Annotated in this window: 10 protein-coding genes; 5 read left to right on the forward strand and 5 right to left on the reverse strand. The window is 57.5% G+C overall.

Features of this window, described 5'->3' with window-relative positions; translation table 11 throughout:
• Positions 1–82: 82 nt before the first annotated feature.
• The 4 genes from nadD to leuS form a co-directional block, all read right to left on the reverse strand.
• On the reverse strand, positions 83–733 hold the full coding sequence (gene nadD, locus CUC53_RS08725; protein ID WP_100293794.1) for a nicotinate-nucleotide adenylyltransferase: 651 nt from the start codon (positions 731–733) through the stop codon (positions 83–85).
• The gene (gene holA / locus CUC53_RS08730) at positions 727–1,767 is read right to left on the reverse strand and encodes a DNA polymerase III subunit delta (RefSeq protein WP_100293795.1); all 1,041 of its coding nucleotides are present in this window, start codon (positions 1,765–1,767) and stop codon (positions 727–729) included. Before holA ends, nadD begins: the two co-directional genes overlap by 7 nt.
• Before the next feature lie 27 nt (positions 1,768–1,794).
• Complete coding sequence (locus tag CUC53_RS08735) at positions 1,795–2,277, reverse strand: LPS-assembly lipoprotein LptE (protein WP_100293796.1); 483 nt, start codon at positions 2,275–2,277, stop codon at positions 1,795–1,797.
• 125 nt (positions 2,278–2,402) lie between these two features.
• The gene (leuS, locus tag CUC53_RS08740) at positions 2,403–4,979 is read right to left on the reverse strand and encodes a leucine--tRNA ligase (RefSeq protein ID WP_100293797.1); all 2,577 of its coding nucleotides are present in this window, start codon (positions 4,977–4,979) and stop codon (positions 2,403–2,405) included.
• Positions 4,980–5,090: 111 nt separating this feature from the next.
• Here leuS and CUC53_RS08745 point away from each other — a divergent pair, with 111 nt between their 5' ends.
• From CUC53_RS08745 to CUC53_RS08755, 3 genes are all read left to right on the forward strand, one after another.
• Positions 5,091–5,585, forward strand: coding sequence for a zinc ribbon-containing protein (locus CUC53_RS08745; RefSeq protein WP_100293798.1), 495 nt, complete (start codon positions 5,091–5,093; stop codon positions 5,583–5,585).
• Positions 5,586–6,102: 517 nt separating this feature from the next.
• Complete coding sequence (locus tag CUC53_RS08750; protein ID WP_476692209.1) at positions 6,103–9,132, forward strand: glycosyl hydrolase family 18 protein; 3,030 nt, start codon at positions 6,103–6,105, stop codon at positions 9,130–9,132.
• Positions 9,133–9,304: 172 nt separating this feature from the next.
• Positions 9,305–10,249, forward strand: coding sequence for a chemotaxis protein CheV (locus tag CUC53_RS08755; protein WP_100293799.1), 945 nt, complete (start codon positions 9,305–9,307; stop codon positions 10,247–10,249).
• Between the two features lie 127 nt (positions 10,250–10,376).
• On the opposite strand, the gene CUC53_RS08760 is transcribed toward CUC53_RS08755, so the two are convergent.
• Positions 10,377–10,988: an arylesterase gene (locus CUC53_RS08760; RefSeq protein ID WP_100293800.1), complete on the reverse strand. Its 612-nt coding sequence runs from the start codon at positions 10,986–10,988 to the stop codon at positions 10,377–10,379.
• A gap of 57 nt (positions 10,989–11,045) precedes the next feature.
• Here CUC53_RS08760 and CUC53_RS08765 point away from each other — a divergent pair, with 57 nt between their 5' ends.
• Positions 11,046–11,741 (forward strand): ABC transporter ATP-binding protein, encoded by a 696-nt coding sequence (locus tag CUC53_RS08765; RefSeq protein WP_100293801.1) that lies wholly within the window; start codon positions 11,046–11,048, stop codon positions 11,739–11,741.
• A gap of 36 nt (positions 11,742–11,777) precedes the next feature.
• Positions 11,778–13,897: ABC transporter permease (locus tag CUC53_RS08770; RefSeq protein ID WP_100293806.1), on the forward strand; the 2,120-nt coding region annotated here is incomplete at its 3' end.

The following is a 13,897-nucleotide window of genomic DNA, read 5'->3' on the forward strand; positions in this document are numbered from 1 at the left end:
GTGTACCAGCGCCTGACAGCGTGAGGGCGCCGGATTATATCATGGTCACATTCGTTTCCTACTGGAACGGGTCACCGCAGGGCTATCGGCACATGGTGCGGTAGAGCCCCTGTTGATCAATATAGTGCGCAACCGACTCGGGTAAGAGGTAACGGGCATCTTGACCTGCATCCAGCAACGCGCGTAGCCGAGTGGCAGATAGATCGATGGGCTGGTTGTCCGCCAGCCAGACATGGCCGGCCAGACACCGATGCAGTGCGCTGGCATCCGTGGTGTGATGGCGGGCCAATAGCTGCGCCACCTCGGCCGGATAATCTGGTTGCCAGCCTGGCCGCACGCTTACCACCAGATGGGCATAACCGAGCAGCTCCTGCCAGCGGTGCCAGCTCGGCAGGCCGAGCAGTGAATCCATCCCCATCAAAAAACAGAGTGGCGTCTCGGGCAGCTCTTGCCGCAGCTCAACCAAGGTATCGATGGTGTAAGAGGGCTTGTCGCGCAAAAGCTCGCGCTCATCCACTACAAAGTGGCGGTTCTCCGCCGCCGCCAGCCTGACCATGGCGAGCCGCTGTTCGCTGGAGCAGAACGGGTTGGCGCGGTGGGGTGGGATATGGTTTGGGATCAGCCGCACTTCAGCAAGACCAATGGCATCGCGCACCTCGATGGCTGGGCGCAAATGGCCGATATGGATCGGGTCAAAGGTGCCCCCTAATAAGCCGATTGGGGCTGTCAGCATGGCGACCTCGCCATCATCACCGTGGGCAGCGGGCTGGCATCACGAAAACCGAGGGTGAGGGTTTGCAGCATCAGCCAAGCTTGCTCGGTATCAAAGTGGCGCTGGGCATCGTCCAGCTGGGTCATCAGTTGCCACAGCTGCTGCAGCTTGGCCAGCGGCAGCCGAGTCAGCGCCTGCTGGATCAGCTGCTGGCGGCTTTGCCAGATCCGCAGGCGACTAAAATGGGTGCCTAGCGGTTGGCCGCTGTGCATCACGAGCGCCAGCTCGGTCAGTTGTTCCAGCTCGCGGCAGAGGGTCCAAGCTAGCATCCCCGGCTCAGTGCCCTCAGCGCGCAGCGCAGCCAAAATCCGCTGGGCCCGATTCACTTTTCCCTCCAGCAGGGTGTCGATCAGCTGAAACGGGGTGAAGTGAGCGTGGCGGATGATGGTCTCTTGCAGATACCCGATGCTGATGGGTTGCGGCGGTGAGAGCAGGGTCAGCTTCTCAATCTCCTGGCTGGCGGCCAGCAGGTTGCCCTCATAGCTGTGGCACATGAAGTTGATGGCATCCGGCAGTGCCTTGAGGCCAAAACGGGCAAAACGGGAACTCATCCAGCGTGGGAAAAACTTGGGTTCGGGGTGATTGACTGGGACATAGGTCCCGCTCTGGTAGAGCTTGTCGAACCAAGCCGCCTTCATCTGGGTTTGATTCAGACGACCGCCACTGAGCACCAGCAGCAGGTCGGGGTGAAGCTGCTTGCCAATCTCGCTAATGCGGGCCGCCAAATCTTTGTCCACCTTGGCGGGCAGCTCTAGCTCGATGATTTGGCGGGCAGAGAAGAGGCTCATGGCCTGACAGGCGTCATAGACCTGATTCCAGTCCAGCCCCTGCTCTACCACGAAGGTGTGGCGCTCATCAAAGCCCTGTTTACGGGCGACCTGACGGATGGCGTCGATAGCCTCCAATCGCAGTAGCGGCTCGTCACCAAAAACGAGATAGCAGGGCCGAAGCCCTGCTTTGAGGTGGTCAGCAAATTGTTCTGGGTAGACTCTCATTCACCGATTCTCATCAGGATAGGCGCATCAAAAACTGACCTGGCTTAACTGCCGGAGCACCTGATTGGCCGCCTGTTCCTGCATCTCGCGGTTGAGTTGCTCCTGCTCGCGGGAGGAGGCAAGCGCCGCATCTGGCTTGTTGAGGAAGCTGCGGTTGAAGTTAATGGGAAACACTTGGGTCGGTTTGCCCGCGACAGCGATGGTGAACTGGGTGCTAAAGCCCAGTACATATTCAGTGTCCGCCCCCAGTGCATTGACCGAGGCGACCTGGCTGGTCGTGCCGATGTTACCCAGAGCGAGGACAGGAACGCCTTCTTTATCAGCGAGTGTCACCCCCGCTGCTTTCAGGCGGGTGGTCACTAGCCGGTAAAAGTCGCTTTTGTTATCGCCAGTGACCTTCATGGTCATCAACTCGCTTGGAATCCCCGATCCACGCATATGAAACCCGCAGCCTTGCAGCAGCAAGCCTGTCAGAACGACGGCCATCAAGCGGGTGAAGATGGTGCTCATAGAAATCCTCTTTGCAGTAAGGGAAAGCCACAACAGCAAGCGGCGGGCGCTGGGCCCGCCGTTATCATCTGTTTACTACTACAGCTCGGCAGTACGTGGCTGGCAGCCGGTTAGTTGGCAACTTGTTAGTTAGCAACAATGTTGAGCAGCTTGCCTGGTACGTAAATCACCTTACGCACAGTCAGCCCATCGATGAACTTAAGCAGTGCAGCGTCGTTCATGGCCTGCTGCTCGACATCAGCCTGGCTTGCATCTGCTGGAACGGTCAGCTTGCCGCGCATCTTACCGTTGATCTGCACAACAACCAGTTTTTCGGTCTCGACCATGGCGGCCTCATCGGCCACTGGCCAGCTGGCATGGTCAATGTCGTCGCCTTTGCCGAGCATCTGCCACAGCTCGAAGCTGATGTGTGGGGTGATGGGGTAGAGCATCACCACCACGGCTTCCAGCGCTTCCTGCATCAGGGCGCGGTCCTGCTCGTCGCTGCCCAGCTTGGCCAGATTATTCATCAGCTCCATGATGGCGGCGATGGCGGTGTTGAAGGTCTGGCGACGACCCACGTCATCGCTCACCTTCGCGATGGTTTTGTGCAGTTCGCGGCGTATGGCTTTCTGCTCGTTGGTGAGTGCGGCCACATCCAGCGCCGCCACCGCACCACCCGCCAGATGTTCAAAGGCCAGGCGCCATAGGCGACGAAGAAAGCGCTGAGCACCCTCGACGCCAGAGTCGGACCACTCTAGGGTCATCTCGGCCGGCGAGGCGAACATCATGAACAGGCGGACGGTATCAGCGCCGTAACGCTCGACCATCAGCTGCGGGTCGACGCCGTTGTTCTTGGACTTGGACATCTTGGTCATACCGGAGTGGATCAGCTCACGTCCCTCAAGGTCGACAGCCTTGGTAATCCGCCCCTTCTCGTCACGCTCGATCTTGACGTCGGTCGGGCTGACCCAGACGTTGCCGCCCTTCTCGTCTTTGTAGTAGAAGGCGTCTGCCAGCACCATGCCCTGACAGAGCAGACGCTTGAACGGCTCGTCGCTGTTGACGAGGCCAGCGTCCCGCAGCAGCTTGTGGAAGAAGCGGGCGTAGAGCAGGTGCATACAGGCGTGCTCGATACCGCCGATGTACTGATCCACCGGCAGCCAGTGGTTGGCCGCCGCCGGGTCCAGCATGCCCTTGTCGTAGTCTGGGGAGCAGTAGCGGGCGTAGTACCAAGAGGACTCCATAAAGGTGTCGAAGGTATCGGTCTCGCGGAACGCTTCCTGGCCGTTGTAAGTGGTCTTGGCCCACTCGGCGTCAGCCTTGATCGGGCTCTGGATACCGTCCATCACCACGTCTTCCGGCAACAATACCGGCAGTTGGTCTTCCGGCGTCGGCACCACGGTGCCGTCAGCCAAGGTCAGCATCGGGATGGGGGCACCCCAGTAGCGCTGACGGGAGACACCCCAGTCACGCAGACGGAAGTTGACGGTGCGCTTGCCACGGCCGATGGTTTGCAACTTGGCGGCGATGGCATCAAAAGCACCTTGGAACTCGAGGCCGTCAAACTCGCCGGAGTTGAACAGCACGCCCTTCTCGGTGTAAGCCGCTTCGCTCACGTCGACGTCGCCATCAACCGGCTTGATCACCGCCTTGATGTCGAGGCCATATTTGGTGGCGAACTCGAAGTCACGCTGGTCGTGGGCCGGAACGGCCATCACGGCGCCGGTGCCGTAGTTCATCAGCACGAAGTTGGCGACCCAGACAGGGACCTTGCGGCCATCCAGCGGATGAATGGCATAGAGGCCAGTGGCCATGCCTTTCTTCTCCATGGTGGCCAGTTCCGCTTCAGCGACCTTGGTGTTCTTGCACTCTTCGATAAAGGCGGCCAGTTCCGGATTGCTGGCAGCAGCTTGCAGCGCTAGCGGGTGACCGGCGGCGATACCGACATAGGTGACGCCCATGAAGGTGTCAGGGCGGGTGGTGTAGACCTCCAGCAACTCAGGCTGACCGTCGATGGCGAAGCTGATGTTGACCCCCTCGGAGCGGCCAATCCAGTTGCGCTGCATGGTCTTGACCATCTCTGGCCAGCCATCGAGGTTGTCGATGTCGCTAAGCAGCTCTTCGGCGTAGTCGGTGATCTTGATGAACCACTGGGGGATCTCTTTTTGCTCCACTGGGGTGTCGCAGCGCCAGCAGCAGTTGTCGACCACCTGCTCGTTGGCCAACACCGTCATGTCGTTCGGGCACCAGTTGACCGAGGAGGTCTTCTTGTAGACCAGTCCCTTCTCGTAGAGCTTGGTGAAGAACCACTGTTCCCAGCGGTAGTAATCCGGCTTGCAGGTGGCCAGCTCGCGATCCCAGTCATAACCCAGACCCAGCATCTTGAGCTGGTTTTTCATGTACTCGATGTTTTCGTAGGTCCAAGGTGCTGGTGCCGTGCTGTTTTTGATCGCGGCGTTCTCAGCGGGCAGACCGAATGCATCCCAACCGATGGGTTGCAGCACGTTCTTGCCATTAAGGCGTTGATAACGGGAGATCACATCACCTATGGTGTAGTTACGAACGTGCCCCATATGTAGTCGACCAGAGGGATAGGGGAACATGGAGAGGCAGTAGAACTTCTCCTTGTCGACTTTCTCCACCGCCTTGAAGGTTTTCTTGGCATCCCAGTGCTTTTGCACTGCAGGTTCGATGGACTGGGGAACGTATTGCTCTTGCATTGGTGACATCCGGATCTGTGAAATGAGTGGCTAAAATCAGCCAGAAAATCGCAATAGAATACCCATATCCCGCAGCGGCAACAACCGCCAGCATCCTAGAGGAGCATCAGCATGAACAAACGTCAAAAAGGGTACGAAGCCTTTATTGCCGAGCTGCAAAAACAGTGGCAGGAGACCGAACAGTTTCAGGGCGAGCGCCTCAATCGGCTGATTGCCAAGGTGCAGGCCTATCTGGAGGCAGCCAGCGATCTCACTCAGGACGAGTTGGCACTCATTGCTGAGTATGTGAAGCGGGATTTGGGCAGCTATGACGAGGGGCGCCATGACGATCGCGAACAGCTTGAAGAGTCTGCCTTTATGCTAGCCCTCAAGGATACGGTCTGGTCCTGGTTGGCGGATGTGACTGACCGCGCCCAGGTGGAGTGGCGCGAGCTGGCCGACGAGCTGGAACACAAAGGTGTGTATGAGGCGGGTGATTGGGTGGGGCTCGGGGTGATGGTGTGTGACCAGTGCGGTTGGCGCCATACCGTGCTGCATCCCCAGTCACTGGCGAGCTGCCCCGAGTGCGGCGGCGCTGAGTATCACCGCGAGCCGCTCTCACCCTGATCCTGCCTCTGGTTAATCCCATCCATCAGGTGTAGTCACCCAGCGCTCGCGTGTTATGTGGTGTGGGCATCTCCCCGTTGCCCCATCAGCAAGCGCGCATTGTCACATTTCTGACATTTTATATCGCTGAGCCAACCCTAATCAGCCTCTCAGCTGAGGCCGATTATCATTCATTAAGATGATGAATTTAATGATAAATAAATCAAAATTCGATTTTTTTATGGACTAGGCTGTCACCTAAAATACATATTTTTTCTCGAGAACTAAGATTGTGAGTCGGTTGCTTGATTCCTATACTCGCCTTGTTCCTTACGGAACCCAAGTCAAAGCCTAAGTGACAATTGAGTGGGTGAGTCATTTCTCCACACTGTCGGTAACGCAATCCCTGTCGGGGGCTCAGGATGAGTAGGATGTTGATGGCCGGTCCATGGCCCATCATCGGCGCCCTTTCCCCCTTGGTTGCGGCGGTCTTTGTGCTTGGTCAACCATGCCAAGACAAAACAAGGAAGATAACGATATGCAACAGATCTTAAGGCCCAACCGGCTTGCCATGCTGGTGGCCCTTGCCACTGTGCCCGCTTGGGTGCAGGCCGCTTACCCCACTTATCAGGCGGGGACTGCTTATAAAGCTGGTGATGTTGTCAGTAACGCTGGCGCCCTTTACGAGTGTAAAGAATTTCCTTATTCAGGTTGGTGTGGTGCATCGTCCTACCACTATGCTCCCGGTGTCGGGGTGGTGTGGGCGGATGCGTGGAAACTCTTTGGTGGAGAGATCTCTTTACCTGCGTTTGGCGTAGCGGTTAGCTCGCCCGCCGTGGGGAGTGCAGTCAACGAAGGGGCCCCAGTGGCGCTGGCGCTGACCTTAAACGGTAGCAGCAGCGCCCTAGTGAAGGTGGAATATCTGGTCGATGGCAAGTTGGTTGCCACGGCGAGCGCTGCCCCATGGAGTGCCAGTTGGAATGCCGCTGGTGTCGGTGCTCACGCCCTTAAGGCGCGGGCACTGGATAAAGATGGCAAGGTACTGAGCGAGGCGGATTCCAGCTTTAACGTCGCCGCCGTTGCCGCGCCAGAGGCACCCAAGGCGAGCATCAGCAGCCCAGCCAATGGCGGCAAAGTGAGCTTGGGGCGCAGCGTGGCAGTGAGCGGCAATGTCATCGATGCCAATAACGACGTGGCCAAAGTCGAGCTCTATGTCGATGGTAAGAAGATAGGCGAAGACACCAGCGCCCCTTGGCAGGTGAATTGGACGCCAAGCGCCAAAGGGAGCGCGGCCCTGAAGTGGGTGGTGACTGATAAGGCGAGTCTGATTGGTGAGTCAGTGGCTGTCACCGTGAATGTAGAAGAGGCTGCGCTACCGCCGACGGGGGGCAATCTCTCCTGTGATATCCGGCAAGTCTATCGTCCAGATGGTTATGAGTGCATGGGGGATGACCATGCCCGCCGGGTCATCGGCTACTTCACCTCTTGGCGTACCGGCAAGAATGGCTTACCCGCCTACTTGGTGAGTGATATTCCGTGGAACAAGATCACCCACATCAACTATGCCTTCGCGGCGGTGGATGAGCAGAGCTATCAGGTCAAGGTGGATGATTCGGCCACCAAGATGACGTGGGACGGCGTGCCGGGGGCAGAGATGGACCCAGAATTTGCTTATAAGGGTCACTTCAACCTGCTGTCGAAGTACAAAAAGCAGTACCCAGACGTGAAAACCCTGATCTCGGTCGGGGGCTGGGCCGATACGCGCGGCTTCTACACCGCCACTACTAAGGGCGACTGCTCGGTCAATACGGCCGGGATCAATACCTTGGCTGATTCGGCGGTGAGCTTTATCCGCCAGTACGGCTTTGATGGGGTCGATATTGACTACGAATACCCCACTTCGATGAAGGATGCCGGCAACCCCAACGACTTCCCGCTCTCCAACCAGTGCCGTGCCAAGTTGTTCGCCAACTACGAGGTGCTGATGAAGACCTTGCGGGCGCGGCTCGATAACGCGGGTACTGAGGATGGTCGTAAATATATGCTGACTATCGCGTCACCGGCCTCGGCCTATCTGCTGCGGGGGATGGAGAACTTCCAGGTCACCCAGTACCTCGATTACGTCAATCTGATGACCTATGACTTCCACGGTGCTTGGAACCACTTTGTCGGCCACAACGCGGCACTGTTCGACAACAATGCCGACCCTGAGCTCTCCCACTGGGGGGTCTACAGCCAAGCGCAGTTTGGCGGTATCGGTTACCTCAACGCAGCTTGGTCTGCTCACTACTTCCGTGGTGCACTAGCGGCCGGCAAGATCAACATCGGGGTGCCCTATTACACCCGTGGTTGGCAAGGGGTGAGCGGTGGTAGCCATGGCCTAGGTGGCAAAGCGGCCTTACCGAGCCAGAACCAGTGTCAGCCGGGCACCGGTGGCAGCACAGTTCCTTGTGGCAACGGTGCGGTCGGTATCGACAACATCTGGCATGATCTCGACAAGAACGGCAAAGAGATCGGCGGTGGCGCTGTGCCCATGTGGCACGCTAAGAACCTAGAGAACGCGGCCAGCCTCGGCATCACCACGCTGCCGAGTTACGGCACTGCCTGGGGTCTGGATCCCAACAACCCAGCCCATGTGATGCAAGGTAAATACGTGCGTTACTACGATGACAAGGCGCAGGCACCTTGGTTGTGGAACGAAGAGAAAAAGGTGTTCCTCTCTACCGAAGATGAGGAGTCGATGGGCAAGAAGCTCGACTACATCATCAAGCGGGGTCTGGGTGGCGTGATGTTCTGGGAGATGGCGGGCGACTACGCCTTCGATCCGGCCAAGAACGAGTACGGTATGGGCAGCACCCTGACTACCCTGGCCTATGATAAGTTTGCCAAGGCTACCCCGTACAACAACAAGCAGAACGATCAGGCCGCGCCGAGCGCTCAGCTCGATATCCAGGTCAGCCTCTCCGGCTTCAAGGAAGGGGATTCGAACTACCCGATCAATCCGAAACTCAAGCTGGTTAACAAATCGACCCAGACTATTCCGGGCGGTGCACGCATTGAGTTTCTGATGCCCACTTCCACTTCTGACACCATCACGGATCAGAGTGGCATGGGGCTCAAAGTGGTGGAGAGCGGTGGCAACGACAACTCGGAAGGCATTGCGGGCGAGAAGGACTTCCACAAGGTCGCCATGAATCTGCCAAGCTGGCAGACCCTGGCTCCGGGAGCTGAGATTGAAGTGGCGATGACCTACTATCTGCCAGCGGCTGGCGTGCCGAGTGGGATGCGGATCATCAGCGGTAGCCAGACCATTGGCCTGAAGGCGGAGTTTCCAAGCTTGCCTGAAGCTGTGTTGGCGGGCGGCGGCGGTAATCCCGGTGGCGCAACGTGCAGCAGCCAAAACATCAACCCGGCCGCTTACAAAGCCTATCCAAGCTGGCCACAAGGTGATCATGCCAACGCAGGGGATCGTATCACCCATAACAAGGTGGTATGGCAGGCCAATTGGTGGACCAGCAGTGAGCCCAAGGCAACTGACGGCAGTTGGAAATCGGTGTGTAGCTACTGATCTAACCGTCTACGTCATGAAGTGAGGCCTTGGCCTCACTTTTTTATTTTTACACATTGGCCGATAAGAAAATGGCCTGATTTCTGGAACGTGGCCGATAAGAAAAGAGCCAGCGTTTACCAGCGTGGTTCCCTACAATGAAATAAATTATCACTCGGATGGATGGCAGCATATGGCGAGCATATTAGATTCAGTTGATCAGCGAACTCAGTTGGTGGGAGAGAACCGCCTGGAGTTGTTGATGTTCCGCTTGGGCTCCAAACAACTGTTTGCAATCAACGTTTTTAAGGTTAGAGAGGTCGTTAAACTACCCAGCCTGAACAAAATGCCGGGGGCACATCACAACATCAGTGGGATTGCCAATATTCGTGGCATTTCTATCCCAGTGATCAATCTGCGTAGTGCCATTGGGATGCGGCCTGTGCCTATTAATAGTGAAGATAATCTCATCATTACCGAATACAACCGTACTATTCAGGGCTTTTTAGTGGGTCAGGTGGCCAATATCGTCAACATGACTTGGAAAGATATTTTGCCCCCCCCTCGTTCTGCGGGCCGATCGAATTACCTCACTGCAATTACCCGTGTTTTTAGGGAGGGAAATGAAGAGATCGTCGAGATCATCGATGTGGAAAAGGTGCTGGCCGAGATCATTACCTATGACATTCGTATCTCTGATGGGGTGCTAGACAGCGGCATCTTGCCCGAGATGCATGGCCGCAAGGTGTTGATTGTCGATGATTCCAGCACGGCCCGCCGCTTGGTTCGTGAAACCCTTCTTCAATTGGGGCTTGAGGTGCTCGAGTGCCAAGATGGGTTGCAAGCCCTCAGCTTACTGAAAGGCTGGTGCGATGAAGGCAAAAAAGTAACAGACGAAATTCTATTGATGATCACCGATGCTGAGATGCCGGAGATGGATGGTTATCGGCTGACCCATGAAGTACGCAGTGATCCCCGGATGTCCGATCTCTTTGTGGCTCTCAATACCTCGCTGAGTGGCAACTTCAATGAGGCCATGGTCAAAAAGGTGGGATGTGATCGTCTTATTTCTAAGTTTCAACCCGATTTGTTGGTGGGGGTCGCACAAGAGCGACTGCGTCAGGTGCTCGGGCGCTAAGCGTGCACCAGCGCCGAACAACGGGGGGTGGCAAGCATCGATAAAACAGATCCCGCTTCGGCGGGATCTGTTTTATCGATAGGGCATCCTGTTATGAACGCTTGTTTTGGTTCGCTGGGCTTGGTGATCAGTGGCCAAGTAAAGGGGCCATAAAGCGCGCAACCTTGTCTCGGATCAGCGGTTGGGCAGCAGGGGTGGGGTGGATGCCATCGTTCATCATAAGTTCAGGGCGCAGGACAATATCATCCATAAAAAAGGGGAGTAGCGGCAGTTGGTTGGTGTTCGCCAAGTCAGGAAAAATCTGCTCAAACTGGCGTAAGTAGCGCGCGCCATAGTTACGGGGTAGCTGGATCTGGGTCAACACCACTTTGGTCTTGCGCTCTTGGGCCAATGCAATCATCTTGGCCAAATTCTGCCGAGTAATCGCTGGCGCAAAACCACGTAGGCCGTCGTTACCACCTAGTTCGATCAGCAGCCAATCTGGTTGATGGGTGGCCAACAGCGCTGGTAGCCGCGCCACTGCGCCTTGGGTCGTTTCCCCACTGACACTGGCATTGATCAAGCGGTGCTCGCCCCCTTCGTCTTGCCATTGCTGATTGAGCAAGGCGGGCCAACTTTGTTCAATTGGCATTTGATAACCAGCGCTGAGACTATCACCAAGCACTAGCAGGGTTTGGCTCTGGGCGCTGGCCACCAGCGAGCCCAGACCCACGAACAGAATGAGTAACGCGCGTTTCATCAATTTAACTCCCATCATGTATTGCGATGAACCGATGGGGACAACAGGACATACAGCATGAGTTCAACCCCCATTATTGTGGTCAAGGACCTTGGCAAGTCGGTCAACCTTGGCCAAGAAAGCCTCACCATCCTTGAAGGGATCGATCTGCAAGTCAATAGCGGTGAAACAGTGGCGCTGGTTGGCGCCTCTGGCTCTGGCAAGTCGACCTTGTTGGGGTTATTGGCGGGGTTGGACCTGCCCAGCAGTGGCCGGATTGAAATTCTCGGTAAATCCCTCGGTGAGCTAGATGAAGAGGGGCGCGCACGGCTGCGTGCCGAGCAGATCGGCTTCATCTTCCAATCTTTTTTGCTGCTGCCGACCATGAGTGCCCTGGAAAATGTGATGCTCCCAGCCGAGTTGCGGGGCGAGCGCAATTGTGAACCCCGAGCGCGAGAGTTACTGGCAGCGGTGGGGCTAAGTGAGCGGCTGCACCATTTACCGCCGCGTCTTTCTGGTGGTGAGCAACAGCGGGTGGCTATCGCGCGGGCGTTCATGACCCGCCCCAGCTTATTACTGGCCGATGAGCCCACCGGCAACCTTGACAGCAAAACCGGGGAAAAGGTGATTGCGCTGTTGTTCGAACTGAATCGGCAATATGGCACCACGCTGGTGGTGGTGACCCATGACCAAACGCTGGCTGAGCGCTGTCAACGCCAGTTGGTGATGGTTGCCGGCAAATTAGAGCGCGAGGTCAGCCATGGTGTGGTGTGACCGTTGTGACACAGGGTTCAGGCAGGGGCGAGACCAATGAGGCTGTGGCGACTAGGATGGCGGTTATTGCGCAAAGAGGGGCTGCACGGTGAGTTGCGCTGGTTTGTCTTGGCGTTGGCGCTCTGTGTGGCCTGTGTGTTGAGTGTGGCACTGGTAGCGGATCGGCTCGACGCTGGGCTTAAGTCATCAGGGCGTGATTTTATTGGTGGCGATCGGGTGCTGCGTACTGCCAGCGCCCTGCCTGCAGAGTGGTTGCAACAGGCGCAGCAGCAAGGGTTAGCGGTGCAGGCAACGGTGAGCTTTAACAGCATGTTGTTTCATGGGGATGCGCTGCAGCTGGCATCCATCCGTGCCGTGCCGGATGGTTTCCCCTTCTACGGAACGCTCCAACTGACCCCGGACCGAGCCCCAGCACCAGGTGAAATTTGGCTCTCTGCTCGCGTGATGCAATTACTGGCGGCCAAGGTCGGCGATGAGTTGGAAGTGGGTAATACTGTGCTCAAGGTTGCAGGGTTACTGGGGGAGGAACCAGACCAAGGTTTTAGCCCCTTCCTGCTGGCGCCACGAGCGTTGATCCACAGTGCAGATACCGAAGCAACGGGTGCTCTGTTACCCGGTAGTCGTCAGCAGTGGCGCTATCTATTCAAAGGGGAGCGGGAGGCGCTTGCCCGTTACGAGCGCTGGTTACTGCCGCAATTGCAAACGGGCCAGAAGTGGATTACCCCCGATGACAGTGAATCAGGGGTAGGGCGCTCGCTGGCCAATGCGGAACGCTTCTTCCGGCTTGCATCCCTTTGCGGGGTGCTGCTGGGGGCGCTCGCGATGGGGATTGCGGTGCGCCACTTTGCTGAGCGCCAGACCAACATGGTGGCGCTGCTCAAGACGCTAGGGGCCTCGCGTCGCGCCTTGTGGCAGTTGATGGGGGGGCTATTACTGTCGTTGACTTTGGTCGGGGCGCTGTTGGGATTACTGGCGGGCAGCGCGATGCAGTGGCTCACCCTGCAGCTGCTGGGGGATCTGCTGCCAGCTGACTTGCCTGCGCCATCATGGCGCCCTTTTGCGCTGGGGGCGGCGGTGGCGCTTTTTATTACCCTGCTCCTCGCGTTTATTCCCTTCCTGCGGTTACTCAAAGTGCCCCCATTACGTGTGCTACGCCGTGAATTAGCGGCGAGTATTCCCCCTTGGCTCGCCTTGCCGGTGGGGTTGCTTGGCCTGTTTGCATTGGTATGGGGCTTTACTGCTGATGTCCGATTGGCGCTGGGCCTAGTCGGCGGCATGGGATTACTGATGGGGCTATTGGCTGGACTAGTGGCGCTGATGTTACGGCTCGGGGGGCGAGTCCGCGGCCCTCATGCACTGCGGCTGGCGCTGGCACACCTCGCGCGCGAGCGCAGCAGTGGCTTGTTTCAACTGGCAGGCTTTGCCTTGGCCTTGATGCTGTTTGGCTTGCTGTGGGCAGCGCGGGTTGATCTGGTCGATGAATTTGCTACCCGCTTACCTGCCGATGCCCCCAATCGATTTCTGGTTAACGTGGCGGACAACGAGCGAGAGGCGATATTGACCGCACTGACCGAGGCGGGTGCTGTCACCTCCGATTTTTATCCCATGGTCCGCGGGCGGTTGACCCACATTGCGGGGGAAGCAGTCGGTGAGGGAGCGCCTACCGGGCGTGAAGGGGTGGATCGAGAGCTCAATTTCACCACCACTACCCAGCTCCCCGTGGATAACAAGCTAGTGGCTGGCCACTGGCTTGCTGGGCCTGGGGAGGTCTCGGTTGATAGTGAGTTGGCCCAACGGCTTGGCATCAAGTTGGGGGACATGCTGGCCTTTACCATTGAGGGGCGTAGTTTTGGCGCGCGGGTCAGCAGTTTGCGCAGCGTTAAGTGGGATAACATGCGCCCCAATTTTTACATGATCTTCTCCGCCGATCTGCTGGCCCCGTTTGGCCAGACTTGGCTGGGCAGCTATCGACTGCCTGCTCAAGGGCGCGCTGCAGAAGTGGAGCTGATCCGTCGTCACCCCACGGTGAGCCTCATTGATGTGGATGATCTGATCGCCCGTTTAACCTTGGTGTCGGCACAGGTGAGCCGAGCGCTCGCCTTGATGCTGGGGCTGGTCACAGTAGCGGCACTGCTGGTGCTGCTGACCCAGACTCA

The organism is Aeromonas cavernicola, from assembly GCF_002795305.1.
In the GTDB taxonomy this organism is placed as follows: domain Bacteria; phylum Pseudomonadota; class Gammaproteobacteria; order Enterobacterales; family Aeromonadaceae; genus Aeromonas; species Aeromonas cavernicola.

Excerpts from the sequence above, each read along its gene's own strand:
- CUC53_RS08765 (WP_100293801.1), top strand. The coding sequence starts at position 11,046 with ATGAGTTCAACCCCCATTATTGTGGTCAAGGACCTTGGCAAGTCGGTC.
- CUC53_RS08750 (WP_476692209.1), top strand. The coding sequence starts at position 6,103 with ATGCAACAGATCTTAAGGCCCAACCGGCTTGCCATGCTGGTGGCCCTT.
- nadD (WP_100293794.1), bottom strand. The coding sequence starts at position 733 with ATGCTGACAGCCCCAATCGGCTTATTAGGGGGCACCTTTGACCCGATC.
- CUC53_RS08735 (WP_100293796.1), bottom strand. The coding sequence starts at position 2,277 with ATGAGCACCATCTTCACCCGCTTGATGGCCGTCGTTCTGACAGGCTTG.
- CUC53_RS08760 (WP_100293800.1), bottom strand. The coding sequence starts at position 10,988 with ATGAAACGCGCGTTACTCATTCTGTTCGTGGGTCTGGGCTCGCTGGTG.
- CUC53_RS08755 (WP_100293799.1), top strand. The coding sequence starts at position 9,305 with ATGGCGAGCATATTAGATTCAGTTGATCAGCGAACTCAGTTGGTGGGA.
- CUC53_RS08745 (WP_100293798.1), top strand. The coding sequence starts at position 5,091 with ATGAACAAACGTCAAAAAGGGTACGAAGCCTTTATTGCCGAGCTGCAA.
- leuS (WP_100293797.1), bottom strand. The coding sequence starts at position 4,979 with ATGCAAGAGCAATACGTTCCCCAGTCCATCGAACCTGCAGTGCAAAAG.
- holA (WP_100293795.1), bottom strand. The coding sequence starts at position 1,767 with ATGAGAGTCTACCCAGAACAATTTGCTGACCACCTCAAAGCAGGGCTT.